The 24654-nt window shown below is 61.8% G+C and carries 27 protein-coding genes; 13 read left to right on the top strand and 14 right to left on the bottom strand.

The features are described from left to right. Window positions 1-59 precede the first annotated feature (59 nt). Window positions 60-629, bottom strand: coding sequence for a 2-amino-4-hydroxy-6-hydroxymethyldihydropteridine diphosphokinase (gene folK / locus QEZ52_RS03395; RefSeq protein ID WP_406647984.1), 570 nt, complete (start codon window positions 627-629; stop codon window positions 60-62). 136 nt (window positions 630-765) lie between these two features. Here folK and QEZ52_RS03390 point away from each other — a divergent pair, with 136 nt between their 5' ends. Continuing rightward, complete coding sequence (locus tag QEZ52_RS03390) at window positions 766-1338, top strand: NYN domain-containing protein (RefSeq protein ID WP_406647982.1); 573 nt, start codon at window positions 766-768, stop codon at window positions 1336-1338. Window positions 1339-1447: 109 nt separating this feature from the next. Here QEZ52_RS03390 and QEZ52_RS03385 read toward each other — a convergent pair whose 3' ends face one another. Next, window positions 1448-1891 carry a c-type cytochrome gene (locus tag QEZ52_RS03385; RefSeq protein ID WP_406647979.1) on the bottom strand — a complete coding sequence of 148 codons (444 nt, stop codon included), beginning with the start codon at window positions 1889-1891 and terminating at the stop codon, window positions 1448-1450. Window positions 1892-2041: 150 nt separating this feature from the next. Here QEZ52_RS03385 and ispH point away from each other — a divergent pair, with 150 nt between their 5' ends. The 5 genes from ispH (at window position 2042) to QEZ52_RS03360 (ending at window position 5446) form a co-directional block, all read left to right on the top strand. After that, complete coding sequence (ispH, locus tag QEZ52_RS03380; protein ID WP_406647976.1) at window positions 2042-3004, top strand: 4-hydroxy-3-methylbut-2-enyl diphosphate reductase; 963 nt, start codon at window positions 2042-2044, stop codon at window positions 3002-3004. A 123-nt stretch (window positions 3005-3127) separates the two neighbouring features. Beyond that, a complete protein-coding gene (locus QEZ52_RS03375) occupies window positions 3128-3742 on the top strand; it encodes a LysE family translocator (RefSeq protein ID WP_406647973.1) in 615 nt (204 codons plus the stop codon). Window positions 3743-3772: 30 nt separating this feature from the next. Further along, window positions 3773-4366 (top strand): bifunctional 2-polyprenyl-6-hydroxyphenol methylase/3-demethylubiquinol 3-O-methyltransferase UbiG, encoded by a 594-nt coding sequence (locus QEZ52_RS03370; RefSeq protein WP_406647970.1) that lies wholly within the window; start codon window positions 3773-3775, stop codon window positions 4364-4366. Next, on the top strand, window positions 4359-4826 hold the full coding sequence (gene rnhA, locus QEZ52_RS03365) for a ribonuclease HI (RefSeq protein WP_406647968.1): 468 nt from the start codon (window positions 4359-4361) through the stop codon (window positions 4824-4826). Before QEZ52_RS03370 ends, rnhA begins: the two co-directional genes overlap by 8 nt. Further along, window positions 4823-5446: a trimeric intracellular cation channel family protein gene (locus QEZ52_RS03360; protein ID WP_406647966.1), complete on the top strand. Its 624-nt coding sequence runs from the start codon at window positions 4823-4825 to the stop codon at window positions 5444-5446. Before rnhA ends, QEZ52_RS03360 begins: the two co-directional genes overlap by 4 nt. Before the next feature lie 4 nt (window positions 5447-5450). Here the strand turns inward: QEZ52_RS03360 and QEZ52_RS03355 are convergent, their stop codons facing one another. Next, complete coding sequence (locus QEZ52_RS03355) at window positions 5451-6356, bottom strand: LysR family transcriptional regulator (RefSeq protein ID WP_406647965.1); 906 nt, start codon at window positions 6354-6356, stop codon at window positions 5451-5453. Window positions 6357-6444: 88 nt separating this feature from the next. Between QEZ52_RS03355 and QEZ52_RS03350 the strand changes: the two genes are divergently transcribed. Then, entirely contained in the window at window positions 6445-7278 is an 834-nt protein-coding gene (locus QEZ52_RS03350) for a TauD/TfdA dioxygenase family protein (RefSeq protein WP_406647963.1), read from the top strand. Window positions 7279-7326: 48 nt separating this feature from the next. Here QEZ52_RS03350 and QEZ52_RS03345 read toward each other — a convergent pair whose 3' ends face one another. The 7 genes from QEZ52_RS03345 to def (QEZ52_RS03315) all read right to left on the bottom strand — a co-directional run bounded on the left by QEZ52_RS03345 (window position 7327) and on the right by def (QEZ52_RS03315) (window position 11283). Continuing rightward, entirely contained in the window at window positions 7327-8052 is a 726-nt protein-coding gene (locus tag QEZ52_RS03345; RefSeq protein ID WP_406647961.1) for an NYN domain-containing protein, read from the bottom strand. Between the two features lie 254 nt (window positions 8053-8306). Next, the gene (locus QEZ52_RS03340) at window positions 8307-8546 is read right to left on the bottom strand and encodes a GlsB/YeaQ/YmgE family stress response membrane protein (protein WP_406647959.1); all 240 of its coding nucleotides are present in this window, start codon (window positions 8544-8546) and stop codon (window positions 8307-8309) included. A 12-nt stretch (window positions 8547-8558) separates the two neighbouring features. Then, window positions 8559-8792: a hypothetical protein gene (locus QEZ52_RS03335; RefSeq protein WP_406647958.1), complete on the bottom strand. Its 234-nt coding sequence runs from the start codon at window positions 8790-8792 to the stop codon at window positions 8559-8561. A gap of 13 nt (window positions 8793-8805) precedes the next feature. Continuing rightward, window positions 8806-9711 carry a methionyl-tRNA formyltransferase gene (gene fmt / locus QEZ52_RS03330; RefSeq protein WP_406647956.1) on the bottom strand — a complete coding sequence of 302 codons (906 nt, stop codon included), beginning with the start codon at window positions 9709-9711 and terminating at the stop codon, window positions 8806-8808. A 55-nt stretch (window positions 9712-9766) separates the two neighbouring features. After that, entirely contained in the window at window positions 9767-10264 is a 498-nt protein-coding gene (gene def, locus QEZ52_RS03325; protein WP_406647954.1) for a peptide deformylase, read from the bottom strand. Next, window positions 10261-10758, bottom strand: coding sequence for a peptide deformylase (gene def / locus QEZ52_RS03320; RefSeq protein ID WP_406647952.1), 498 nt, complete (start codon window positions 10756-10758; stop codon window positions 10261-10263). Before def (QEZ52_RS03320) ends, def (QEZ52_RS03325) begins: the two co-directional genes overlap by 4 nt. Before the next feature lie 6 nt (window positions 10759-10764). Next, complete coding sequence (def, locus tag QEZ52_RS03315; RefSeq protein WP_406647950.1) at window positions 10765-11283, bottom strand: peptide deformylase; 519 nt, start codon at window positions 11281-11283, stop codon at window positions 10765-10767. A 97-nt stretch (window positions 11284-11380) separates the two neighbouring features. Here def (QEZ52_RS03315) and QEZ52_RS03310 point away from each other — a divergent pair, with 97 nt between their 5' ends. Both QEZ52_RS03310 and QEZ52_RS03305 read left to right on the top strand, forming a co-directional pair. Next, entirely contained in the window at window positions 11381-12553 is a 1173-nt protein-coding gene (locus QEZ52_RS03310; RefSeq protein ID WP_406647948.1) for a MalY/PatB family protein, read from the top strand. 6 nt (window positions 12554-12559) lie between these two features. Further along, window positions 12560-13105, top strand: coding sequence for a murein L,D-transpeptidase family protein (locus QEZ52_RS03305; RefSeq protein WP_406647947.1), 546 nt, complete (start codon window positions 12560-12562; stop codon window positions 13103-13105). A 1179-nt stretch (window positions 13106-14284) separates the two neighbouring features. On the opposite strand, the gene QEZ52_RS03300 is transcribed toward QEZ52_RS03305, so the two are convergent. Further along, window positions 14285-14446: a hypothetical protein gene (locus QEZ52_RS03300; protein ID WP_406647946.1), complete on the bottom strand. Its 162-nt coding sequence runs from the start codon at window positions 14444-14446 to the stop codon at window positions 14285-14287. Window positions 14447-14504: 58 nt separating this feature from the next. Then, window positions 14505-14861 carry a hypothetical protein gene (locus QEZ52_RS03295; RefSeq protein WP_406647944.1) on the bottom strand — a complete coding sequence of 119 codons (357 nt, stop codon included), beginning with the start codon at window positions 14859-14861 and terminating at the stop codon, window positions 14505-14507. A gap of 226 nt (window positions 14862-15087) precedes the next feature. Here QEZ52_RS03295 and QEZ52_RS03290 point away from each other — a divergent pair, with 226 nt between their 5' ends. Beyond that, window positions 15088-16062 carry a glutathione S-transferase family protein gene (locus QEZ52_RS03290; protein WP_406647942.1) on the top strand — a complete coding sequence of 325 codons (975 nt, stop codon included), beginning with the start codon at window positions 15088-15090 and terminating at the stop codon, window positions 16060-16062. A 311-nt stretch (window positions 16063-16373) separates the two neighbouring features. On the opposite strand, the gene QEZ52_RS03285 is transcribed toward QEZ52_RS03290, so the two are convergent. After that, window positions 16374-16736: a response regulator transcription factor gene (locus QEZ52_RS03285; protein ID WP_406647940.1), complete on the bottom strand. Its 363-nt coding sequence runs from the start codon at window positions 16734-16736 to the stop codon at window positions 16374-16376. 629 nt (window positions 16737-17365) lie between these two features. Here QEZ52_RS03285 and cobD point away from each other — a divergent pair. From cobD to QEZ52_RS03270, 3 genes are all read left to right on the top strand, one after another. Then, entirely contained in the window at window positions 17366-18328 is a 963-nt protein-coding gene (gene cobD / locus QEZ52_RS03280; protein ID WP_406647939.1) for a threonine-phosphate decarboxylase CobD, read from the top strand. Further along, window positions 18325-19236, top strand: coding sequence for an adenosylcobinamide-phosphate synthase CbiB (gene cbiB, locus QEZ52_RS03275; RefSeq protein ID WP_406647937.1), 912 nt, complete (start codon window positions 18325-18327; stop codon window positions 19234-19236). The genes cobD and cbiB overlap by 4 nt, the downstream gene beginning before the upstream one ends. Before the next feature lie 212 nt (window positions 19237-19448). Next, window positions 19449-20618, top strand: a complete 1170-nt coding sequence (locus tag QEZ52_RS03270; protein ID WP_406647936.1) for a lytic murein transglycosylase — start codon at window positions 19449-19451, stop codon at window positions 20616-20618. Window positions 20619-21000: 382 nt separating this feature from the next. On the opposite strand, the gene QEZ52_RS03265 is transcribed toward QEZ52_RS03270, so the two are convergent. Further along, window positions 21001-24456: a chromosome segregation SMC family protein gene (locus QEZ52_RS03265; RefSeq protein ID WP_406647934.1), complete on the bottom strand. Its 3456-nt coding sequence runs from the start codon at window positions 24454-24456 to the stop codon at window positions 21001-21003. Window positions 24457-24654 lie beyond the last annotated feature (198 nt).

The following is a 24654-nucleotide window of genomic DNA, read 5'->3' as shown; positions in this document are numbered from 1 at the left end:
GGGTGTATGTAAGCCCGAATCTTTCCCTTGACAAGGCGGAAATCCAGCCCTCGCACAGATCAAATTGGCTTTACCGCGTTGATTTCGTCAACCGGCAGCGCCGCGCACAGATCCGAGACCGTTCGACCCAGCACCGGATGACGCCAGTTCGGCGCAATATCGCACAACGGGACCAAGACAAATGCCCGGTCCTGAATGCGGGGATGCGGCAGGATCAACTCGTCTGGTGCCACTTGCGTTTGCTGGTCCATCGGCAGATCCAGCCAGCTCTGAAACCCTGCGACGTCCGGCAGGATCATCTGGTTGACTGCCAACAGGTCCAGATCGACGGTGCGCACACCCCATCTCTGATCGCGCTTGCGCAACAGGCTGGCTTCGACCGTGTGCAGATGCGCCAGCAGCTGTGCCGGCGTGCCATCATATGCGACGGCAATCGCTGCATTCACAAAATCAGGACCGGCCCCGACAGGAAAACAGGGGGTGGCGAAAAACCGGCTGATCGCCCTCACGTCAATTTGATATTCTGAAAGCCGTGATATCGCCGCACTCAACGTTTCCTGCGGCGAACCAACGTCAGATGGGAGGTTTCCCCCAAGCGCAATCAGCGCTTTTGACCGGAATTCGGTCATTTTTGCGTTCCCTTTCCCGATCAATGGACCTTGCCCTAGCAGGTTTTTCACCTACATTCTGCCAATCCGGACTGCCAATATTTTATTACTCACTCACGGAACAACGGCGGACCGGTTTGTACCGGAAGGGAAAATTATGTTTTACAAAGACGAACGGCTTGCGCTGTTCATCGATGGGTCAAATTTGTATGCCGCCGCAAAAGCGCTGGGATTCGATATCGACTACAAGCTCCTGCGCCAGGAATTCATGCGCCGCGGCAAGATGCTGCGCGCGTTCTACTATACGGCTCTGCTTGAAAACGATGAATACTCGCCAATTCGCCCGCTTGTAGACTGGTTGCATTACAATGGGTTCACCATGGTGACAAAACCGGCCAAGGAATACACCGACAGCATGGGCCGACGCAAAGTCAAAGGCAACATGGACATCGAACTGACCGTGGACGCGATGGAACTTGCCCCTCGTGTTGATCACATCGTGCTGTTTTCCGGAGATGGGGATTTCCGGCCGCTGGTTGCCAGCCTGCAGCGTCAAGGTGTGCGTGTCTCGGTGGTGTCGACCATCCGCAGCCAACCGCCGATGATCTCGGACGAATTGCGCCGGCAGGCCGACAACTTCATCGAGCTCGAAGAGTTGCGCGAAGTCATCGGACGTCCGCCACGCGAGCTTCCCGACGAAGTCCGCAGCGTCGCGGCATCTGCTCAATAACGTCAGGCGCGGATTTATCCCCCCGCGCCTGCACATTATCGCGCCGACTCTCCGATAATGACGACTTGCCGCCCCGGTTCAGAGCTGGCTCTGAGCCGCGATAGATCCGTTATCGCTCGGCATTGATCAGATTGTGCTGGTCAATGATGTCCTGCGGCCAGGTGCTCTTGATAAAGGCCAGCACCGCCAGAATGTCATCCGAGCTCAGACTGTCGCCAAACCCGATCATCCGGCTGCGATAGCCATTGCCGACGATGGCCTCGGTCCCCTGTGTGGTGATGGCGATCAGCTGTTCATCAGGGTGATGCCAGGTATGCCCCGATGCATCATGCGGCGGGGCGGGCAGATACCCCTCCTCATCCCGGCTGCGCCAATCGGCTTCGCCCTGCAGGGCATCCCCATGACACGAGGCACAGTTTTCCTCATACAGCTGCGCCCCCTGCGAAACGGCGGCCGGATCCGTATAGGGCACGCCCCCGGCGGTGGCCTCGCTCCGCACCTGCACCAGCAGCGCGGCCGCCCCCGCGATGCTCAAACATCCCAGTATGATCATTGATCTTGTCATAGGTATCCCCGACTTTTGATGCCGCGTCGCTAGCGCCTTCCGGCGCAGGAAGCTCCAGTAACATCCCGGTGATAAGCCCAAGCCACTGGACCTTGCCAGCACAAAGTCTTACCTCTCGGCCATCAAGGAGGCGCCGCCATGACATCGCAAGATTCCAAACCTGCCCTGACTCTGCTGCTCGCAGCGCCGCGCGGGTTCTGCGCCGGCGTAGACCGGGCCATCAAGATCGTGGAAATGGCGCTCGAAAAATGGGGGGCGCCGGTCTATGTGCGCCACGAAATCGTGCACAACAAATTCGTGGTCGACGGGCTCAAGGCCAAAGGCGCGATCTTTGTCGAAGAGCTGGAGGATTGCCCCGATGATCGCCCGGTGATCTTTTCCGCCCATGGCGTTCCAAAAACCGTCCCCGCCGAAGCCGACAGGCGCAATATGGTCTATGTCGACGCCACCTGCCCGCTGGTGTCCAAGGTCCACATCGAAGCCCAGCGTCACGCCGAAGCCGGGTTGCAGATGATCATGATCGGTCACAAGGGCCACCCGGAAACCGTCGGCACCATGGGTCAGCTGCCCGAAGGCGAAGTCCTGCTGGTGGAAACCGCCGAAGACGTCGCAACCGTCCCGGTGCGGGATCCAAACCGCATCGCCTATGTCACCCAGACCACGCTGTCGGTGGATGACACCAAAGGCATCGTCGCCGCCCTGCACGCAAAATTTCCCACCATCGTCGGCCCGCACAAGGAAGACATCTGCTACGCCACCACCAACCGTCAGGAAGCGGTCAAGGCCATCGCCCCCTGGGCGGATGCCATTCTGGTCGTGGGCGCTCCGAATTCGTCGAACTCGCGCCGTCTGGTCGAAGTCGGTGCCAAGGCCGGGTGCAATTACGCCCAATTGGTCCAACGCGCCGAAAACATCGACTGGCGCGCGCTGGACGGGATCACCAGCATCGGCATCACCGCCGGGGCTTCGGCCCCCGAAGTGCTGATCAACGAAGTCATCGACGCCTTTCGCGCCCGGTACGAGGTGACTGTCGAGATGGTGGAAACAGCCGTGGAATCCGTCGAATTCAAAGTCCCCCGCGTGCTGCGGACCCCCACGTGACCAGCGGCTCCTCTTTGTGCATGACCCAGCCCCACAGACTGGCCTAATCCCAGGGGGCTCCTTATGGTGTGCACAGAGCATGCTTTCAGACCTTAACTGCCCCGACCTGCCCCGGAGAACATCGTGATTTCAGCGCATTTCCTTCTGACCGCTCTGGTGGTTGTGATCGCCCCCGGGACCGGCGTGATCTATACGCTGGCGCTGGGGTTGGGCCAGGGGCGTCGGGCGGCATTGTGGGCGGCACTGGGCTGTACCATCGGGATTGTGCCGCATCTTGCGGCGGCGACTCTGGGGTTGGCGGCCATCCTGCACAGTTCGGCGCTGGTGTTTCAGATCGTCAAATTCGCGGGTGTCCTCTATCTGCTGTATCTGGCGTGGCAGGCGCTGAAATCCGGCGGGGCGCTGGCGATTTCGTCGCAAAAGACCACCCAATCCGGGCCACGCATTGCCCAGCGCGGGGCGCTGATCAATATCCTGAACCCAAAACTCTCGGTGTTCTTTCTGGCCCTGCTGCCGCCGTTTCTGTCCGGCAACCCGGTCACCGCGACATTGGAAATGACGACATTGGGCGCGATCTTCATGGCGCTGACCTTTGTTGTCTTTGCCCTTTACGGCAGCTTTGCCGCTGCCGCCCGCACGTATATCCTTGGCTCCGACACTGTGCTGCGCTGGCTCAACCGGGGCTTTGCCGCGATCTTTGCCGGGCTCGCCGTGCGCCTGGCAGCCGAACGCGCATGACCCTTCAACCTTGACAACAGGAGCACCGTGGTGAGCGATCCGGAAACCATTCGAGTGTACGACGATCAGGCGGCGAAATACGCCGAAATGACCGATGCCCACAATCAGGACGACCCGCATCTGGATGCCTTCCTGAACGCGATCCCCACAGGGGGGCACGTGTTGGATCTGGGCTGTGGACCGGGCACCTCTGCGGCCGCAATGGCCCGGGCCGGGTTGACCGTCACGGCCACCGATGCTTCGGCGGAAATGGTGGCCATGGCAGACCAGCACCCCGGCGTCCGCGCCCATCAGGCCAGCTTTGAACAGATTTCCGGCGACGGGATCTATGATGGGGTCTGGGCCAATTTCAGCCTGCTGCACGCGCCGCGCGCCAACATGCCCGATCACCTGAGCGCCCTGCACAGCGCGCTGAAACCCGGTGGCATGTTGCATATCGGTCTGAAAACCGGCACTGGCGAAAAACGCGACGCCATTGGACGCCTCTATACCTATTACACGCAGGACGAATTGGACGGATTGTTGCAGACTGCTGGCTTTACACCTGTGGATCACGCCTTTGGTGCCGGGGTCGGGCTGGATGGAGCCGTGGCCGACTGGATGGTGGTGCGTGCCCATGCCTGATCTTTATGCCTATACCGATGGTGCCTGTTCCGGCAATCCCGGCCCCGGTGGATGGGGTGCCTTGCTGCGCGCCATGGACGGCGACACCGTGATCAAGGAACGCGAACTTCAGGGCGGCGAGCCCGACACCACCAACAACCGGATGGAGCTGCTGGCCGCCATCCACGCGCTGGAAAGCCTGTCGCGCCCATCGGTCATCACCATTGTCACCGACAGCGCCTATGTGAAAAACGGTGTAACCAGCTGGATCCACGGCTGGAAGCGCAACGGCTGGAAAACCTCGAACAAGAAACCGGTCAAGAACGTGGAACTGTGGCAACGCATCGACGAAGCGCAACGCCGCCATACCGTGACCTGGGAATGGGTCAAGGGCCACGCAGGCCACCCGGAAAACGAACGCGCGGACGAACTGGCCCGCGCCGGCATGGCCCCGTTCAAGAAACCCGCCAAAAGCGCATGACGATCCTGGCTCTGCTCGACTATGCGTCGGTCCTGGTGTTTGCCCTGACCGGTGCGCTGGTGGCCAGCCGGGCACAGTTGGATGTGGTCGGTTTCGCCTTTGTCGCCTGCCTGACCGCAGTGGGCGGCGGCACGGTGCGGGATCTGCTGCTGAACAGGGACATGGTGTTCTGGGTTGCCGATCCGACCCATATCATCATTGCCGTGCTCGCTGCCGTGGCAGTGTTCTTTACCGCGCACCGGGTCGAAAGCCGGATGCGTTGGCTGGTCTGGCTCGACAGCTTTGCCCTCTCCATCGCGGCCGCAGCCGGATCCGGCGTGGCCCTGGCGCTGGACCAGCCGTCGATCATCGTGGTTCTGATGGGGATGACCACCGGCTGCATGGGCGGGCTGATGCGCGATGTCGTCTGCAACGACGTGCCGCTGGTTCTGAAGCAGGGCGAACTGTATGTGTCCTGCGCCATGGTCGGGGCCATCACGGCAGTTGCTGCCATTCAGTTCGGCTTGCCGGTGCAACCGGCGCTGCTGACCTGCGCGGCCAGTTGCTGGGTTCTGCGGGCTGGGTCCATCGCCTTTGGCTGGCACATCCCGGTCTACAAAAGCCGCCCCCCGCGTCAATAACACCCTAGCCGGTGGTCAGCACCTCCCGGCACAGATCGGCAAAATTGCGCACCACTGGCGTGTCCATCTCGCCCTTCTGGGCCGCCAACACAATCTGCAACACCCCCAACGGTTCGCGCAGTGGAACACTGACCACAGCGTCGCCATGATAGCTGTGCCTGTTGGGCGGCTGAAACGCCATCAACGTAAACCCCAACCCTTTGCCCACACAGGATCGCACCATTTCATAAGACCGCGACACCAGCGCCACGTCTGGGGTCAACCCCGCCGCCTGCAACATGTCCAGATAACTGGGCCCCATCCCCGGTTCCTTGACCTGCAGATACGGGATGCCCTCCAGATCACTCAGCTCCAATGCATCGCGACGTGCCAACGGATGTGCGGCAGGCAGAACGACACGGGGCGCAACCTGCGCCACCCGCTGCACGTCGCACCGATCCAGGGGCACACCCGCCTCATAGGTCAGGATCAGATCCACCTCGCGCCGCTCCAACTGCGCCACCATGCCCGCACCGTGGTTCTCCAACACCTCGACCGTCACATGGGGCCAACGGTCCTTGTGCGCGCCCAACAGCACCGGACCAAAAACATAGGCCAGCACAAAATAGCACCCGAACCGCACATGTCCGCTGGTCTGTTCGCTCAGCGCCCGCGCCGTGGTGCGCAGGCTTTGTGCCTGTCCCAGAACCTGCTCTGCTTCGACCAGAAACCGCACCCCCACCGGCGTCAACCGCACGCCCTGGGCCGGAAATCGGTCAAACAGGGTCAGCTGGCACAGCTCTTCCAGCTTGCCAATGGCCGAGGCCACCGCCGCCGAGCTCACCCCCATTGCCCGCGCCGCATCCGAAATGCTGCCCATGCGGGCCGTGGCGGCAAAATACTCCAATTGGCGCAGCGAATAATCAATCATTACTTTTTTCTACCTTTGCACCAATTTTAATAAGTTTTTTCTTTGCTGCAAGTCGCCCTATCCTGGTCTGCAATCAACCAAGGACGACATGATGCAGATCTCTCCCCTGACTGGCGGCCTCGGCGCCGAACTCCACGGTGCCGACATTCGCGACCCGGCGCATTTCGACCCGATCGCCCAGGCCTTTGCCACCCATTCGGTGATCGTCATCCGGGATCAGACCGACGTCACCCCCGAGGATCACCTGACCTTTGCCCGCCAATTCGGGACCATCAACGTCAACCGGTTCTTTACCCCGGTCCCCGGTCATCCGGAAATCGCCACTGTGCTCAAGGAAAAGGACCAGACCGAGGCCGTCGGCGAAGGCTGGCACACGGATCATTCCTATGACGACGAACCCGCGATGGGGTCCATCCTGCGCGCCATCGACGTCCCGCCCGTTGGGGGCGACACGCTGTTCGTGTCGATGGGCATGGCCTTTGATACCCTGTCGCCGACCCTGCAAACCTTCCTTATGGGGCTCAGCGCTTGGCACAGCTCGCGCCACGTGTTTGGCGCAGCCGCCGCCGACAGCGAAGCGGTAAAATCCGGGCGTCTCGCCAATGCCGATGCTGCGACACAGGACGTGTTGCACCCCATCGTGATCCGTCACCCGCTGAGCGGGCGCAAGGGGTTGTTCGTGAACCCGGTCTTTACCACCCGGATCGACGGGCTGACCCCGGCGGAATCCGACGCGCTCCTGCAATTTCTCTATGCCCACTGCCAGCAACCCGAACTGCACTGCCGGGTGCGCTGGAACGCAGGCGACATCACCATGTGGGACAACCGCGCCACCTGGCACAAGGCAATCAACGACTACCACGGCTACCGCCGCTACATGCACCGCATCACGGTCAACGGCTGCGCCCTGACCGGGGCGTAACCGGTCGATTTGCGGGGCAAAGCAGGCGCAAAGGTCGGGCTGTTCTCCCTATTTTTTTGCCTGCCGCTTCACTTCTCGGACAAATACGCTGTTGCCCTCTCTCTTTGACTCAAAAATATTGATCGCTGAAACAAGTTCGCTCAGTTTCGATTTTCCGTACGATCTTGCATCAAAGTCTGGATGTGAAGCGACGACAGATTGCCCCAATTGGCCGAGATGAAACCATTCATCTTCTTGTTGTATGCGTTCCATGGCCTCAAGCAGTAGTTTGGCAGCCTTGTTAGGGTGCTCCTTTGCCGAAAGTGGTTTTTTGGCATCTGTCGGTTCTTCGTCAGCAATCAGGTTTTCAATGAAGATAAACCGGTTGCAAACGTTCCGTAGCGGCTCGGGCGTCTTCTTCTCGCCAATGCCAATCACTGTCAGGCCGTCCTCACGAAGCCGGTTGGCTAAACTGGTGAAATCACTGTCAGAAGAAACGAGAACAAATCCATCAAAACGCCTTCCATGAAGTATGTCCATGGCATCTATGACCAGACCGATATCCGACGCGTTTTTTCCCGAAGTATTCGCAGTCTGCTGATGTGCGACGAGCCCCAGTTTGAGGATTTTTTCTGACCACCCCTTCAATCGACCGCTTGTCCAATCTCCGTAAACTCTCCGGAGCGCGGGTTCGCCAATTGACGCAACCTCCTTCAGAATTGCCTCAGCAAACTTAGCTGGAACATTGTCGGCATCAATCAATGTTGCCAAGAGCGGTTGATCACGTTCGTTCATCTTTTTGGTGTTCCTAGAGTCGTCATTACTGCATCACTCGGGCTATTGATATTGAGCCGCACAAGCGAACACCAGCGAACTCTTTGGAAAGGGTAAGCGCGCGTAAACGCCGCTCTATCACAAAGACATCATGGCATTTGAGGACAACAATGGGCTCAGAGCAGTCGTTTAATGCACAGGCGCACGCCCGGCTGATCCGGGCTGCTAACGCGCCTCAACCTTATAAAAGAGCCTGCGTCTCCGGCCTGTGCGACCTAACGGCGGTTGCCCCACTGCTGCCAGACCCAGATCAGCACCAGCGCGCCCAGAACGGCCCCGACAAACCCGGCCATGAACCCCATGACGGTCGCCAGCGTCCGCAGAACCAGCCCGCCGATCAGCGCCCCGGCCATACCGATAACCACGGTGGTGATGATGTTCGCTTCGATCTTCATCAGCCTTGTGGCCAGAAACCCGGCAGCAGCCCCGATAATGACCAGATAGATAATACCCATCTCACACGTCCCCTATTTGCGCCAATGGAACGGCACGATGACCAGCGCCCCGACCGAAGCCGCGATGGCATTCATCCCCGCAGACCCAAAGCCGAACCCAAACATGCGCTGAAAGAAAAAGAACAGGAACGCCCCGCCCACACAGATGATGATCGACTGGATATACCCATTGTGGGTGAACCCTGATCGTTCCGATGCATAGCCGACGATCCCCGCAATCACCACGGTCCCAAACAGGTTGAGCATGTCACGCCCCTCCTCAGAGCTGTGTTCCCTCGGACACGGGAAACCCCCGCAAGAACATGTCTGCATCCTGCGCGCCTTTGCCCGCCCTTTGCAAGCGCAACAGCGAAACCGCACCCGTGGCACAGGCCACTGTCAATGTCTCGTCCAATACCTGCCCCGCCGGTCCGCTGGCCTCGGCCACGCGGGATGCCAGCACCTTGATCCGCTGCCCGTCGATTTCGGTCCAGGCCCCGGGAAACGGCGACAGCCCGCGGATCTGGCGGTCCACCTCCTCGGCAGACCGGGCCCAATCAATTCGGGCCTCTGCCTTGTCGATCTTGGCGGCATAGATCACCCCATCATCGGGCTGTGGTTCCGGCGTCAGATCATTCAGCCGCGACAATGCCTCGACAATCTTGATCGCCCCCATCTCCGACAACCGATCATGCAACCCAGCCGTGGTCTCTTCGGCTCCAATGGGTGTGCTGGCCCGCAGCAGCACCGGCCCGGTGTCCAATCCCGCTTCCATCTGCATGATGCAAACGCCGGTTTCACTGTCCCCGGCCATGATCGCCCGGTGGATCGGCGCAGCCCCGCGCCAACGCGGCAACAGGCTGGCATGGATGTTCAGACAGCCCCGTTCCGGCGCGTCCAGCACGGCCTGCGGCAACAGCAACCCATAGGCTACAACCACCGCCACATCCGCATTCAGCTCCGCGAACTCCGCCTGCGCCTCCGGTGTCTTCAACGACACCGGGTGGCGCACCTCCAACCCCAGTTCCACTGCACGGGCATGGACAGGCGTGGGCCGGTCTTTCTTGCCCCGTCCTGCCGGGCGCGGCGGTTGGCAATAGACGGCCGCGATCTCGTGCCCGGCCGCGACCAACGCCTCCAGCACCGGCACCGAGAATTCGGGCGTTCCCATGAATACGATACGCATGTTGTCTCCTCCACAGCCGTAGGGTGTGTGCTTGCACGCACCCCTGCCCGGTCTGTTATGTGCTCAGCTTTCGGGCCTTGCGCAGCAACATGTCGCGCTTCACCTTGCTCAGATTGTCGAAATACATCCGCCCGTTCAGATGGTCGATCTGATGCTGGACGCTGGTGGCTTCGATCCCGACAAAATCACGTCGGTCAATCATGCCCTGTTCGTTCAGGAACCGCACAGTCACCGCGCGCGGGCGTTTGATCTTGGCCGACACCCCCGGCAGGTTGGGGCTGGCCTCTTCGTGCTCGCGCAACTCGATCGACGCATGCAGGATCTCCGGGTTGGCCAGGCGCACGGCCCGACCCCGCTCGGTTGATCCATCGACCACCGCCAGACGCAGCATCTCCCCGATCTGGTTGCCCGCCAAACCGACGCCGGGCATCGCCTCCATCGTGTCGATCATGTCATCCCAGATCGCCCGGATTTCATCGGTGATCTCGCTCACCGGCTCGGCCTTGCTGCGCAGGCGTTTGTCGGGCCAGGGCAGGCATGTGCGCACAGTCATGTCAATGTCTCCATATACTCCGCCTCGATCCGGGCGCGGGCCACCGCGTCGATCCGATCAAACGTCACCATCCCGTTCAGATGGTCAAATTCATGCTGAATGCACCGGGCCTCGAACCCGTCAAAATCCGCCATGTGAATGTCGCCTTCGGCCGCCGTCCACTGCACCGTCACAGCCACGGGACGGGTCACGGGGACCAGCACGCCGGGGATCGACAGACAGCCCTCTTCCATCACCACCGGCACCCGTTCAACCGCCATGATCGACGGATTGATCATCACCATCGGGCTGGGCGGGCCTTCCTTCCAGGTGACATCCATCACGAACAGCCGCTTCATCACCCCGACCTGCGGCGCAGCCAGCCCCCGGCCCTGCGCGCCGTACATCGTATCGAACATGTCGGCGATCAGATCATCCAGCCGCTCGTTTTCCACCGGCGCACAGCGCTGTGACAGGCGTGGATCAGGCCACTGAAGGATCGCCAGCTCCGCCATGTCAGATCAGGCCCGCGCCCGTTCGCGTTTCAGCTTTTGCATCTTGCGGGTGATCATCTGGCGTTTAAGCGGCTTCAGGTAATCAATGAACAGCTTGCCGTCCAGATGGTCGATCTCGTGCTGCACACAGGTCGCCCAAAGCCCGTCAAAGGTTTCGGTCACCAGATTGCCATTCAGGTCCATCCACTGAACATCCACCGTCTTTGGGCGCGTCACCTCGGCATATTGATCCGGGATCGACAGACAGCCTTCTTCATAGACATTTGTTTCGTCCGAACTGGCCAGGATCTCGGGATTGAACATGGCCAGCGGGCGCGGGGTTTCGCCCTCTTCCTTGACACAGTCCAGAACGATCAGGCGATCCAGCACGCCGATCTGGGGGGCCGCCAGGCCGACGCCCGGTGCGTCATACATGGTTTCCAGCATATCTTTGGCCAGCCTGCGCAAATCATCCGACAGATCGGATACAGGGGCGCAGACTTTTTTCAGGCGCGGGTCGGGATGGATCAGAATAGGACGTTTCATGCGCCTGATTTAGGCCATTGGCCGCGCCGCCGCAACGCCCCCCTTGCACCCAGCGCGATTCTGACTAGCTTCCCTGCGACCACTCAGGAGCAGACTTATGAATTTCGACACCCCGATTGAACGCCGCAACACCTATTCCACCAAATGGGACAAGATGGAGAGCATCTATGGCGTGTCCGCAGACGAAGGGGTGTCCATGTGGGTGGCCGACACGGATTTTCAGGCCCCACCTCATGTGCTGAACCGCCTGCAAGAGATCGTGACCCATGGGGTGTTCGGGTATGCCAGCATCGAGGAAGATTACCGCAAGGCGATCCAATGGTGGATGGCCAACCGGCACGGCTGGGACATCGACACCAGCATGATCTTTACCACCACCGGCCTGTGCAACGCGGTCGCGTTGTGTCTGGACACCTATACCCAACCCGGTGACGGCGTGGTGCTGTTCACCCCGGTCTATCATGCCTTTGCCCGCGTCACCCGCGCCGCCGGGCGCGATGTGGTCGAATGCCCGCTGGTCAACAACGATGGCCGTTACGAGATGGATTTCGACGCCTATGACGCGCAGATGACCGGATCGGAAAAAATGGTGATCCTGTGTTCGCCCCACAATCCTGGCGGCCGCGTCTGGACCCGCGCCGAATTGCAGGGCGTCGCCGATTTCTGCAAACGTCACGACCTGTTGCTGATTTCGGACGAAATCCACCATGATCTGGTCTATCCCGGCCATACCCATATCCCGATGCCGAATGTCGACCCGGACATCCTGCCCCGGCTGATCATGCTGACCGCGCCGTCCAAGACGTTCAACGTGGCTGGCCTGCACACGGGCAACGTGATCATCCCCGACGCCGATTTGCGGGCCAGGTTCTCTGCCCGGATGACCGCGCTGGCGCTGTCACCCAATTCGGTCGGGCAATTCGTGGCCCAGGCCTGTTATTCGCCCGAAGGCGCAGATTGGGTCGATGCCCAGGTCGCCTATCTGGATGGTAACCGCCAGCTGCTGGACGCCGCCATTGCCGAAATCCCCGGTCTCAAGTCAATGCATTTGGAAAGCACATTTCTGTCCTGGATCGATTTTGCCGACACCGGAATGGAGCAGGCGGAATTCACCGCCCGGGTTGAAAAGCAGGCCAAGATCGCGGTCAACCACGGCACCACCTTCGGCACCGGCGGCGAGACCTTTTTGCGGTTCAATATCGGCACCCAGCGCGCCAATATCGAAACGGCCTGTGCGCGGCTGCGCGACGCCTTTGCCGATCTGCAATAACCGGTGATGCGCCGCCTGTTGGGTCTCGTGGTGCTGATCGGCGTCCTTTTGGCCGGCTGGATCGTCTGGACCAGACTTGGCCCGGTGCCACAAACCCCGCCCCCGATGTTGGACACCGCATTGGAGGCGGGGGCCCGCGCCGATCACATCCTGATCGAGAAATCCGCACGCCGGCTGACCGCGATGCGGGCCGGACAGCCGGTGATGACCACGTCGATCGCATTGGGGTTTGCCCCAACCGGTGACAAATCGCAGGAAGGCGACGGCAAGACCCCCGAAGGTCTGTTTGTCATAGACCGCAAGAACCCCAACAGCGCCTACCACCTGTCCTTGGGCATCAACTATCCCCGCCCCGAGGACATCGCCCGCGCAACAGCCGAGCAAAGGGACCCCGGTGGCGATATATTCATCCACGGACAGCCCAATTCCCTGGGATCGCTGATCACTCTGCCAGGGGATTGGACGGCTGGCTGCATTGCTGTGACCAATGCAGAGATCGAAGCATTGTGGACCCTGGTCGATCGCGGGACCACAGTGGAAATCCGCCCCTGACAGACCCTTTTTACAAGGCCCCCATTCCCGGTGCACTCCCGCCCGCACCAGGGGCTTCTGCGAAGCCACAGGTGCCGTTGGGCCAGGCAGCGCATGGCGGGGCCATGCGCTGTGGGCGCTCTGCCGGTCAGGGCAGCTCCGACCGGAGCTGTCGCGGTTTGATGCCGCTCTTGTTGATGGCCTTTGCGCAACAAAAGCGCCGGTTCGGGGATGGAAACGGGCGGGCAACTTCCGCCTGGATGCCATGGGCATGGCACCGGCCCATCGACCCACGCGATACGCTGGCCACATGGTTTGCTGCACATCCAGGGCCCGGCAGCGCATGCTTTCCGACATGACAGGAGAGACATGGCATTTGTTTCGAAACAGGATTGAGCCCCGCACAAGACCGCACGCTGGACCCGCACACAGGACCCGCACGGAACCGCGCAGCAAACGCATCACCGCCGTGACAGTGACCTTTTCCTCGTGCCCGGTGCCATCAGTTGGTCGTGGCTGGCGCTCAGATCCGGATCGCGGCCCGCGCGGACATGGCGGTTGGCCTGCCCAGAGCGGGAGACCCGCCCCGGCCTGCGTTGCCTCTGTGGTCTCTGTGGCCCCCGTAGTCTCGGCACCCTTCCTTGCCTTTTCCCCAAGCGTAGCAACATCTGGGCAGACCCGCGCGGTGCGTCGGTTGAGATCGCTGACCTCGGCCGCACTCCAATCCCCCTGCGCAATTCTGCATGTCCTCTTGCGCCACGTGACCGTGCATGTCGTACCTGTTCGCCCAACCACGGACATCAACGGCCACATGGGCCCACGGCCAAACCGGGGCCCAAACCTCCCGTCAAGCCCTCCACAAAGACGCCGGTGCCCCTGTTCCTTCACGGTCCATCCCGACCCTAAGAGAAACGATCCGACCTTCATCCGACCTAAATACCGTGCCAAAGACGTGCCAAAGAACGGTGCCTGTCTCGCACAAGTGCCAGAGGTTGGACAAACGCTTGGAAAAGATGCCGGTCTTTACAGGCCCCACCCCTTTCCATGCTCGCACGACATCGGGACCGCCCCTGAACCAGAGCCTCCGCTGAGCGGCACGGGCCATTGACGGGGCACGGCTGCTGTCGACATATCCATCGCCCCACCCAAGCCGACCGGATCAGGCAGCGATCACGGGATCAGTACAGGATCAGTACAGGATCAGTACAGGATCGGCACAGGAACCGGCACAGGAACCGGCCAGAACCGCACACACACACCAAAATGACCATCTGCAAGGACACCAACGGCACCCATATCCTTGACCCAGCCACGCGGCATCGGAGTCAACGAGGTCAACGGCCCGGCCGCTGTCGCGCGCAATCCGGCCTAACCGACCGCGTGCAGCACCGCGACAGGCCCGGTCACAGCCATCCTGACATCAATCGCCAGAAGACCCGAGCAAAGCAATGGGGGCGTCGGGATCACGAAAGAAATCCAACGGTGCCCTGTCTGCGGCCAGCGTGCTGCGTTTGAATTCATACTGCATCTCGCCACCGTCCTCTTCGGATGCAATGATCAGGCATTGATACAGATGACGGCCGGAATCATACAGATCCACCAATCCACGCAAGGACGGGACGGCCTCGGCCTCGACCGCAAAACCGGTCTTCCACAGCCGCAACACCGGATACAGATCATCCCCTACCATCACCCGCACGCGGCTGGTCTTTTTCAATCCGGCAAGACGGGCAGCTTCGAGCCCGGCCTGCACTTCTTTGGGAACATAAGTGGTCATTTGGCGCGCTTCCCCTGTTCGGCAACAGTCCAACCGTGACTCGGAATCACAAAAATTCAATGCACCTTTTGTGAAATTTTATGAATCCTTTGGCTGTTGTCCGGAATCGCGGATTCTGGGCAACAGGCTGTGCAACGGCGCAGATCCGCTGCGCGCGGGCTGCCCTATGCCCGCCCTGCACAGCTGCCCTATGTTCATCCCCGAACATCACACAAGGACAACACCCATGGGAATGCTGGTAGACGGAAAATGGCAGGTGCAGGATCTGATCAGCAAGACGGTCAAGGGCAGCTTTGAACGCAATGCCGCGCTGTTTCGCAACTGGATCACGACAGATGGCAGCGCCGGCCCCTCCGGTACGGGCGGCTTTGCTGCCGAAAGCGGACGCTACCATTTGTATGTCTCTCTGGCCTGCCCCTGGGCGCATCGCACCCTGATCTTTCGCCAGCTCAAGAACCTGGCCCCCCATATCGCGGTGTCGGTCGTGCACCCGGATATGCTGGACAATGGCTGGACCTTTGAAACCGACGCGCATGGGGCCACCGGGGATCAGCTGACCGGGCTGGACTATGCCTATCAGATCTACACCCGCGCGGTGCCGGATGTGACCACACGGGTCACAGTGCCAATCCTGTGGGACACCAAAGGCAACACCATCGTCTCCAACGAAAGCTCGGAAATCATCCGGATGTTCAATTCGGCATTTGACGATGTAACGGGCAATACGACGGATTTCTGGCCCGAAGAGTTGCGCGAACCGATCGAGGCGGTGAACACCCGCATCTACGACACGCTCAACAACGGGGTCTATCGCTGCGGCTTTGCCACGACCCAGGCTGCCTATGATGCGGCCGTCGAACCGCTGTTCGATACACTGGACTGGCTCGAAGACCTCCTGTCGGAACATCGCTACCTGATGGGCGACCGGATCACCGAAGCGGACTGGCGGTTGTTTACAACCCTGATCCGGTTCGATCCGGTGTATCACCTGCACTTCAAATGCAACCGCAAACGGCTGGTGGATTATCCGAACCTGTGGGCCTATACTCGCGAATTGTACCAATGGCCGGGGGTGGCCGAGACGGTCAACCTGCACCATATCGTGCGCCACTATCACTATAGCCACAGCACGATCAATCCGTTCCGGATCATCCCGACCAACCCGATTCTGGACTATATGGAACCACATCGTCGGGGCTGAACAACCCCGCCCGTTCCCCGGCGCAACTGCGCTGTACAGCCCAGGCTGTACAGCGCCCGGCCCAACGGGTGGTCGGGCTTCACCAAAGCCCGACCAACGGGCGGGAGACCGCCGTCCCCAGTCTCCAACAACACGGATCACAGCGGCCCGATTCCGGAATTCCTACCCAAAATCCCTAGCCCAAGATCCCCAGTCCAAAACCCCTAGCCCAGAGTTCTCAACCGGGGTCTCAAACCTGCGGTGCCCCGCCTATGTGCCAGCCCTGTTTGGGCCAGCCCTGCCCCGACGCCTGCGCAGACACGCACCTCCCGTCAACGGGTGGCGGCATAATGCTCCACCATCGCGGCCAGATCTTCCGGCGGCGTACCGCTCTGGACATAGGCACAGGCATTGGGGCTATGCGAAAAAATCGACCCATCCGAAAAGAAACTGGTATTGGTGACAAAGATCACCCGCGCATCCGGGCGGCGATAGCTGGCAAAATCCGCAACCGCCAGGGCGCTGCCATGTTCCAGAACCAGATCCAGAACGATGATGTTGAAATCGGCACCATAGAGCGCATGGATCGCACACTCCTGCGTTTCCACCAGGGTGACGCGCGCCCCCTGTCGTTCCAAATGTCGTTTCCAAAGCAGCCCCAGATCCGGGTTACTTTCAACTATCAACACATTCATTCGTGTATTCCGGCGCTGATTCTCTCACTCAGTATACGCCGCTCCCCAGAAATGGTGATCTGCCTTTCTCCTTAACAAATACTTAATGCCACCCAAGGTTTCACCAAAGTGAATACCGCCCAACCCAAGCCCATCCTCCAGTTAACTCAAATTTTCAGGATCTGCGCCCGCTCAATTTTCACATGATTTCTGACAGTTAACGCCCCATTTTGCGGGACTCCGGCCCCGCCAAGTCGCCCCAACCCGCGTTGGCCCGGACTCTGGCCGGGGATGCGCACCACCCGGCCAAACCCGGATCAAAATCCACTCAATATCCATTCAATATCCATTCAATATCCACGGTCACCCCCTGGTCACCCCTGGTCGCCCCTGGCCGGGCGCGCAAATTGCACACGCCCGACGCGCCCCCGCGCCCCAGTCTGGTGTGCGCCACTGTCAAAACTCTTTGCCGTCCAGGATCTGCACCGGGCGCGGGTACAGTGCGACGGCACAAGCGCAGGCACAGGTGCGCGACCCAACAATTTCCCCGCTCACCAGCAACCAAGGTTGCTTTGTGTTCTGGGCTGCGCCATATGGCAAAAACGGCCCCTTGTTCCGGGCCGACCCATCCACAGCCCAGCGGGTCCGCCATGACCAACACAACCGCCGTCACAGTTCAATCCAAACGCGACCACGGCGGAGGGCTGGACGCGGCCGTCGCCCGGTTTGGCGGAACACGGGCCGCCTGGCTGGATCTGTCCACCGGGATCAACCCCACCCCCTATCCGGTGGGGAACTGCCCGGCACAGGATTGGACCGCCCTGCCCGATCAGGCCGCACACCAACAGCTGCTGGCGGCGGCGCGCCGGTTCTGGAACGTTCCGGCCGACGCAGAGATCCTGCCCGCGCCCGGCGCTTCGGTGTTGATTGCCATGATCCCGACCCTGCGCGCGCCCGCCACCGTCCGGATCACCGCGCCGACCTATAACGAACATCACGCCGCCTTTGCCGCCCATGGATGGCAGGTCAGCGACCACAGCCCCTCCCAGGCGCGGGTTCTGGTCCATCCCAACAACCCCGACGGGCGGCTGTGGACGGCCCAGGACGCCACCGCACCGCTGAGCGTGATCGACGAAAGCTTTTGTGACGTGACCCCAGAGCACAGCCTGATCCATCTGGCTGCAGAGCCCGGCCGGATCGTGCTGAAAAGCTTTGGCAAATTCTGGGGGCTGGCCGGTCTTCGGCTGGGTTTTGCAATCGCGCGTCCCGACACCATCGCCGACATGCAGACCCGGCTGGGCCCCTGGTCGGTTTCGGGACCGGCGCTGCGGATCGGGGCCCAGGCCCTGCAGGACATGGATTGGGCGGCTGCGACCCGGTCACGGCTGCAACAGGACAGTGATCGGCTGGATGCGCTGGCCCTGGCACGCGGCGCACAGCTGGTGGGGGGCACCTCTCTGTTCCGGCTCTATCGGGTCGAGGATGCCCAGGCCTGGCAGGATCGTCTGGCCCGTCACCACATCTGGAGCCGCATCTTTCCCTATTCCCAAACCTACCTCCGCCTTGGCCTGCCGCCTGCCGACGGCTGGGAGCGGCTGGAGGCTGCGCTATGACCCTGGCCCTGTTGCTGGTGGCGGCGCTGTTGCTGGACGCCGCGTTGGGTGAACCCCGCTGGATCTGGGACCGGCTGCCGCATCCCGCGATCGTGATGGGGCGGGCTGTCTCCGCGCTGGAAACCCGTCTCAATCAGGGGGCCAACCGACGCAACAAAGGCATTCTGGCCGCGCTTGCGCTGGTCCTGCTCGGACTGCTGCTGGGCGGGGGGCTGTCGATGTTCGGCCCCCTTGTCGAAGTCGCGGTCTGCGCCATCCTGCTGGCACAACGCTCGCTGGTTCAGCATGTGGATGCGGTGGGTCAGGGGCTGCGCCTGTCGCTGGATTCGGGACGGCGCGCCGTGGCGCTGATCGTCAGCCGCAACACCGAAGAGATGACCAGCGCCCAGGTCGCTCGCTCTGCCATCGAAAGCGGGTCCGAAAACCTGTCGGATGGGGTCGTGGCGCCCGCCTTCTGGTTCCTGATCGGCGGGGTCCCCGGCCTGCTGGTGTACAAGCTGATCAATACCGCCGACAGCATGATCGGCTATCGCACCCCGCGTTACGAAGACTTTGGCTGGGCCGCGGCCCGGCTGGACGATCTGTTGAACCTGATCCCGGCGCGCCTGACCAGCGTCATGATCGCGCTGATCGGCGGGCAGATCGGCCAATGGTATTACATCCGCCGCGACGCAGCCCGCCACAAATCCCCCAACGCCGGCTGGCCCGAAGCCGCCATGGCCCGGGCTCTGGATCTGGCTCTGGCCGGCCCGCGCAGCTATGACGGGCGGATGCAGGATCTGGCCTGGGTCAATGGCACCGCACGCAAAAGCATCGGCGCACCAGAAATCGACGCCACGGTTGCCATGCTGTGGAAGGTCTGGGCCCTGATGCTGGTCATCGTCGTGGCCCTGGCGGTTGTGTTCTAAAAAAGCACCGGTGCGCTCCCGCCCGGTTTGGCTGCGTCTGCGACGCATCCCAACCCGTTGGGCCTGGCAGTGCTGCGCACTGCCATGCCCCGACATAACCTGTTGCGCCTTCTGGGAAACCGGCACCGCTTTTCCCCGATGGATTTGGTTGCCACGGGCCCGCCCGCACCGGTATCAACGAGACTGTTCCACAGCCCGAGGATTCCAACCGAATGCGCCTGTTTGCCCTGTGTCTCGTCACCACGCTCGCTGCCTCTCCTGCCCTGTCCAAATGCGGCGGCAGCTTTTCCGCGTTTGTTTCGGGACTGAAACAGGAGGCCCAGACCGCCGGTGTCTCCGCCACCACCGTGGACAGCTTCTTTCGCGGCGTGTCACAGGACCCCAAGGTGCTCAAGGCGGACCGCGCCCAGGGGGTGTTCCAGAAACCGTTCCTCGACTTTTCCCGCCGTCTGATTTCTCAGAACCGGATTGATCGGGGCCAATCCATGGCCCGCAAATACGATGCCGTTTTTGACCGGATCGAACGGGACTACGGGATCAACCGGGGGGTTTTGCTGGCCTTCTGGGCGTTTGAAACCGACTACGGTGCCTTTCAGGGCAACTTCAACACGCTCGACGCGCTGGTGACTTTGGCCCATGACTGCCGGCGCCCCGAATTGTTCCGCCCCCAGATCTTTGCCGCGCTGGAGCTGTATGAACAGGGCAATTTCGACCCCCGCACCACAACCGGGGCCTGGGCCGGTGAAATCGGCATGGTGCAGATGCTGCCGCGTGACATTCTGGACAACGGCACCGATGGCGACGGCGATGGTCAGGTCAGCCTCAAGACGTCGGCCCCGGATGCGTTGGTCTCTGGCGGCAAGATGCTGTCCCACCTGGGGTGGACACCGGATCAGCCCTGGCTGCAAGAGGTGCGCATTCCCACCGGGCTGGACCTGTCGCAAACGGGCCCGGCGCAAAAGCGGTCGGTGTCGGACTGGGCGCAGATGGGGGTCACGCCCCGCAGCGGCACTTGGGCCAATCAGACCCTGGCCGCTTCGCTGCTCCTGCCACAGGGGCACAAGGGCCCCGCGTTTCTGGCCTATCCCAACTTTGACGTCTATTTCGAATGGAATCAAAGCTTTGTCTATGTGCTGACCGCGGCCTATTTCGCAACCCGGCTCGAGGGCGCGCCCATATATGATGCCGGCACGCCCGATCCTGGCCTGTCCGGTGCCCAGATGAAACAGTTGCAAAAGAAACTGCAAGCACGCGGACATGACGTCGGCAAGGTCGATGGCATTCTGGGGGCCCGGACACGGGTGGCCGTGCAAAAGGAACAACAGCGACTGGGGCTTCCGGCGGATGCCTGGCCGACGACGGACCTGCTGGGACGTCTCTAACCCTCCGCTCCGGCTCTGGTCAGGGTGCCAATCAGGGCTTTGGTCAGGGCCTTGGTCAGGGCTTTGGTCCGAGCACAGACCAAAGCCCAAGTTGACGTATGGTCCGGCACCGTGAAAGACGCATATATTGCCTTTCGGATATATATCAAAAACGCTATGCTCAGCGTGTTGTATTAGTGAATTTTTTCAAAGAGTGCCCCCGCAAGGCCATGGTTTTGCGGGGTTTGACCCGGCCCAAAATTCCCTGACCTATCGCCCGGCAATCCTCCGCGACAGAACCTCCCGGACCGCAGCTCTCTGGCCACAGCTCTCTGGCCACAGTTCTTTGGCCACGGTTCTTTGGCCGACCCCCAAAATCCGGCCACCTCATCCCGCGCCGCCCTCAGGCGACCATGGCCTCGGCTTTCTTCAGGTCCACAGACACCAGCTGTGACACGCCCTTTTCCTGCATGGTCACCCCGAACAGACGATCCATCCGGCTCATGGTGACCGCATGGTGAGTGATGATCAGGAACCGCGTGTCGGTCTGGCGGCACATCTCGTCCAGCAGGTCACAGAACCGGGTCACATTGGCATCATCCAACGGCGCATCGACCTCGTCCAACACACAGATCGGGGCCGGGTTGGCCAGGAACACGGCAAAGATCAACGCCATTGCGGTCAACGTCTGCTCGCCCCCCGACAACAACGACAGGGTCGACAGCTTCTTGCCCGGCGGCTGGCACATGATTTCCAACCCCGCATCCAGCGGATCATCGCTTTCCACCATGACCAGATTGGCCTCGCCACCGCCAAACAGATGTTTGAACAGCATGGCGAAATTGCTGTTGACCTGTTCAAACGCAGTCAACAGCCGCTCCCGCCCTTCGCGGTTGAGACTGGAAATCCCGCTGCGCAGCGTCTTGATCGCTTCTTCCAGGTCCGACTTCTCTGACACCAGCGTGTCGTATTCCTCCTGAACCTCGCGGGCGTCTTCTTCGGCCCGCAGGTTCACCGCCCCCAACGAGTCACGCTGGCGTTTGTGCCGGTTGACTTCGGCCTCCAGCGTTTCGGCATTTGGCATGGCGTCCGGGTCAACGTCCAACTGGGTCAGCAATTGCGCCGGTGTCAGCTGCTGTTCCTCGGCGATGCGTTCGGCACCGGCCTGCACCGTTTCGCGCGCCGCCTCTGTGCGGGCTTCGGCGGCGGCCCTGGCTTCCCGGGCCTCCGAAGCCAGACGTTCGGTTTCCCGCTCGTCCTGCACCGCGTCCCGCAGCCGGGTTTCGGCGCCGATCAATGCGTCACTGGCCTCGGCCTTGCGCGCCTCGGCCTCTGTAATGGCCCCCGACAGCTCTTCGCGCTTTTCCGCGATCTCCTCGGGAACCGCATGGGCGTCTTCCAGATCCTCCTGAGACGCGTCCCGCCGCTCGACCAGTTCCGAAATCCGCCGCTCTGCGGTCTCCAACCTGTGACGCCAGCCGCTCAGGTCCTTGGTCACCTGCTGTGACCGCTTGGTCCGGGCTTCGCCTTCGCGGCGCAATTCGTCATGCAACGACCGATGGGTCAGCATGGTGATGCGCGCGGCTTCCACCGTCTGTTTGATGTCTTCGACACTGGCCCGCGCCGACTCGAGATTTCCCAGATCGGCCATGGCCGTTTCGGCGTCGCCCAATTGCTGGCGGGCCGCCATCGCATCTTCGGTGTGGCGCGTGACCGCCAGTCCCAGCGTTTCCAACCGACCTTCGGACAGGTTGCGTTCCGCTTCGGCCCGGCTCAGCGCCCGTGCCGCATCCGCCACCCGCTGGTCGGCAACCCGGCGGGCCTGGCGCGCGGCCTTGTCCGCCTCTGTCACCTCGATCAACCTGCGTGACAGGGACGCATGTGCGGCGCGGGCCCCGTCTGCAATCGCACCGACCCGCTCGAACTCCTGCTTCAACGCCTCCAGGCGGTTCAGCTGTTCCAACCGCATGGCGGCGGCGCTGGGGGCGTCTTCGGCCCAGGCCCGGTACCCGTCCCAGCGCCACAGATCGCCTTCTGAGGACACCAGGCGCTGACCGGGCTGCAACATCGGTTGCAGACGCGATCCCATATCGCCTTCGACCAGACCGATCTGTGCAATCCGGCGGCCCAACGCCTCGGGGCCCGACACATGCAGCGCCAGCGGCGTCGCCCCCGCGGGCAGCGACGCATCCTGATCATATCCGGGCAGTTGAACCCAGCCCGATGGCCCGTCCGACGCCACCAAAGGCGCGCGCAGGTCATCGGCCAACGCCGCCCCCAGCGCCTTTTCGAACCCCGGCTCGACCCGCAACTCATCCAGAATTTGACCGCCCTCGGCGGTATCGCGATCGACCAGCTTGGCCAGCGCGGTCATTTCGGCGCGCAGGGCCCCCAATTCGCCGTCTGCCGCCGACAGTTCCGCCCGTGCGTCCGCTTCGCGTGCTTGGGTCTCGGTCCGGGCTTCATCGGCTTCGGCCAGCATGTCCTCGGCCTGTTCGGCCGCTTCCATGGCTTCTTCTTCCGCGGTTTGCGCGGTTTCGAAATCGGCTTCGGCCTGTTCCAGCGTGCCACGGGCCTGATCCACGGCCAGACGCGCCTTGTCCGCCTCTCCTTCGGATCGGTTCAGGGTCTTGCGGCTGTCCTCCACCAATCGCTGTGCGGACTGGTGACGCGCCACCAGACGCGCCACATCTTCGGTGACCTGGGACAGGTGGTCCTCGCGCTCCTGCAGGATCGCCGCGGACTCCCGGGCCTGTTCGGCAGAGTCTTCCAGCTTGTCATCATAGCCATCGGCGGCCTTGGACAATTCGCGCTGTTCCCACTCCAGCCGTTCGATGGTCTCGCCAGCGTCCCGGTTCAACCCGGTTTCACGTTCGATGTCCTGCCCCAGTTGCACAATCCGGCTGGTCAGGGTTTCGATGGTCTGGCGGGCCTGGGCATCCTGATCGCTCAGGGCATCGCGCTGAACCTGCAACCGTTGCAGGATGGCGGCGGCAATGGCCGCTTCCTCGCGCAGGGGCGGCAATCTCTCTTCCTCGCCCTCGCGCCGCTGGCTGGCCGCGCGCGCAGCGGCCTCGGCCTGAGAGGTCTGGGTGGTGCGGGTCTTCAGAACGTCTTCGGCGGCCAACCGGGCCTCATCGGCCTCGCGCCAGCGCCGGTACAGCAGCATCCCTTCGGCCAGACGCAGCTGATCCCCGATCTGGCGGTATCGCGCCGCCTGACGGGCCTGGCGGGCCAATTGCTGCAACTGGGCGGCCAGTTGCTCGACCACATCATCGACCCGCAACAGGTTCTGTTCGGTGCCCTTCAGCTTCAATTCGGCCTCGTGGCGGCGCTGATACAGTCCCGAAATCCCGGCCGCTTCTTCCAGAATGCGCCGCCGCGCCTTGGGCTTGGCATTGATCAGCTCGGAAATCTGGCCCTGTCGCACCAACGCCGGGGAATGGGCCCCGGTCGATGCATCCGCAAACAGCATCTGCACATCGCGGGCGCGCACGTCCTTGCCATTGGTCTTGTAGGCGCTGCCGATGTCCCGGGTGATCCGTCGGATGATTTCCAGCGAATCGCTGTCGTTGAATCCCGATGGTGCCAACCGTTCGGTGTTGTCCATGAGCAGCGACACTTCGGCAAAATTGCGTGCCGCCCGGCTCGAAGTCCCGGCAAAGATCACGTCCTCCATGCCGCCGCCCCGCATCGCCTTGGGGCGGTTTTCCCCCATCACCCACCGCAGGGCTTCCAACAGATTCGACTTGCCACAGCCATTGGGACCGACAACGCCGGTCAGCCCGTCCGCGATGATCAGATCGGTCGGATCAACAAAGCTTTTAAAGCCTGTAAGTCTGAGTTTGGAAAACCTCAATGGATACCTGCGGCCGATTCCTGTTGGACCCCAAATGTGAGGCCCGCCATCGCCCGGAGTCAACGATTTATGTCTATATGAAGCCGAACCCACAAAGTTATCCACAAAATGTTGGGAATTCAGGCCCCGAATCCGCCCCCTGTCGCGCGCCTCCCCGGACCACGGTCCCAGGTCACGGCGCAGCCGTCATTGATGCCC

This window comes from Aliisedimentitalea scapharcae (genome assembly GCF_045277565.1).
Classification (GTDB): Bacteria; Pseudomonadota; Alphaproteobacteria; order Rhodobacterales; family Rhodobacteraceae; genus Aliisedimentitalea; species Aliisedimentitalea scapharcae.
Note: the sequence above shows the minus strand (reverse complement) of the source record. Positions and strands in the feature narration are given on the sequence as shown.

What these genes read in the sequence shown, in the direction of transcription:
- def (WP_406647954.1), bottom strand. Translation starts at nt 10,264, where the DNA reads ATGACTGTGCGCACATGCCTGCCCTGGCCCGACAAACGCCTGCGCAGC.
- QEZ52_RS03385 (WP_406647979.1), bottom strand. Translation starts at nt 1,891, where the DNA reads ATGATCATACTGGGATGTTTGAGCATCGCGGGGGCGGCCGCGCTGCTG.
- QEZ52_RS03285 (WP_406647940.1), bottom strand. Translation starts at nt 16,736, where the DNA reads ATGAATGTGTTGATAGTTGAAAGTAACCCGGATCTGGGGCTGCTTTGG.
- def (WP_406647952.1), bottom strand. Translation starts at nt 10,758, where the DNA reads ATGGCGGAGCTGGCGATCCTTCAGTGGCCTGATCCACGCCTGTCACAG.
- QEZ52_RS03310 (WP_406647948.1), top strand. Translation starts at nt 11,381, where the DNA reads ATGAATTTCGACACCCCGATTGAACGCCGCAACACCTATTCCACCAAA.
- QEZ52_RS03295 (WP_406647944.1), bottom strand. Translation starts at nt 14,861, where the DNA reads ATGACCACTTATGTTCCCAAAGAAGTGCAGGCCGGGCTCGAAGCTGCC.
- QEZ52_RS03350 (WP_406647963.1), top strand. Translation starts at nt 6,445, where the DNA reads ATGATGCAGATCTCTCCCCTGACTGGCGGCCTCGGCGCCGAACTCCAC.
- folK (WP_406647984.1), bottom strand. Translation starts at nt 629, where the DNA reads ATGACCGAATTCCGGTCAAAAGCGCTGATTGCGCTTGGGGGAAACCTC.
- QEZ52_RS03355 (WP_406647965.1), bottom strand. Translation starts at nt 6,356, where the DNA reads ATGATTGATTATTCGCTGCGCCAATTGGAGTATTTTGCCGCCACGGCC.
- QEZ52_RS03390 (WP_406647982.1), top strand. Translation starts at nt 766, where the DNA reads ATGTTTTACAAAGACGAACGGCTTGCGCTGTTCATCGATGGGTCAAAT.
- fmt (WP_406647956.1), bottom strand. Translation starts at nt 9,711, where the DNA reads ATGCGTATCGTATTCATGGGAACGCCCGAATTCTCGGTGCCGGTGCTG.
- QEZ52_RS03290 (WP_406647942.1), top strand. Translation starts at nt 15,088, where the DNA reads ATGGGAATGCTGGTAGACGGAAAATGGCAGGTGCAGGATCTGATCAGC.
- QEZ52_RS03345 (WP_406647961.1), bottom strand. Translation starts at nt 8,052, where the DNA reads ATGAACGAACGTGATCAACCGCTCTTGGCAACATTGATTGATGCCGAC.
- rnhA (WP_406647968.1), top strand. Translation starts at nt 4,359, where the DNA reads ATGCCTGATCTTTATGCCTATACCGATGGTGCCTGTTCCGGCAATCCC.
- cbiB (WP_406647937.1), top strand. Translation starts at nt 18,325, where the DNA reads ATGACCCTGGCCCTGTTGCTGGTGGCGGCGCTGTTGCTGGACGCCGCG.
- cobD (WP_406647939.1), top strand. Translation starts at nt 17,366, where the DNA reads ATGACCAACACAACCGCCGTCACAGTTCAATCCAAACGCGACCACGGC.
- QEZ52_RS03335 (WP_406647958.1), bottom strand. Translation starts at nt 8,792, where the DNA reads ATGCTCAACCTGTTTGGGACCGTGGTGATTGCGGGGATCGTCGGCTAT.
- ispH (WP_406647976.1), top strand. Translation starts at nt 2,042, where the DNA reads ATGACATCGCAAGATTCCAAACCTGCCCTGACTCTGCTGCTCGCAGCG.
- QEZ52_RS03360 (WP_406647966.1), top strand. Translation starts at nt 4,823, where the DNA reads ATGACGATCCTGGCTCTGCTCGACTATGCGTCGGTCCTGGTGTTTGCC.
- def (WP_406647950.1), bottom strand. Translation starts at nt 11,283, where the DNA reads ATGAAACGTCCTATTCTGATCCATCCCGACCCGCGCCTGAAAAAAGTC.
- QEZ52_RS03270 (WP_406647936.1), top strand. Translation starts at nt 19,449, where the DNA reads ATGCGCCTGTTTGCCCTGTGTCTCGTCACCACGCTCGCTGCCTCTCCT.
- QEZ52_RS03340 (WP_406647959.1), bottom strand. Translation starts at nt 8,546, where the DNA reads ATGGGTATTATCTATCTGGTCATTATCGGGGCTGCTGCCGGGTTTCTG.
- QEZ52_RS03305 (WP_406647947.1), top strand. Translation starts at nt 12,560, where the DNA reads ATGCGCCGCCTGTTGGGTCTCGTGGTGCTGATCGGCGTCCTTTTGGCC.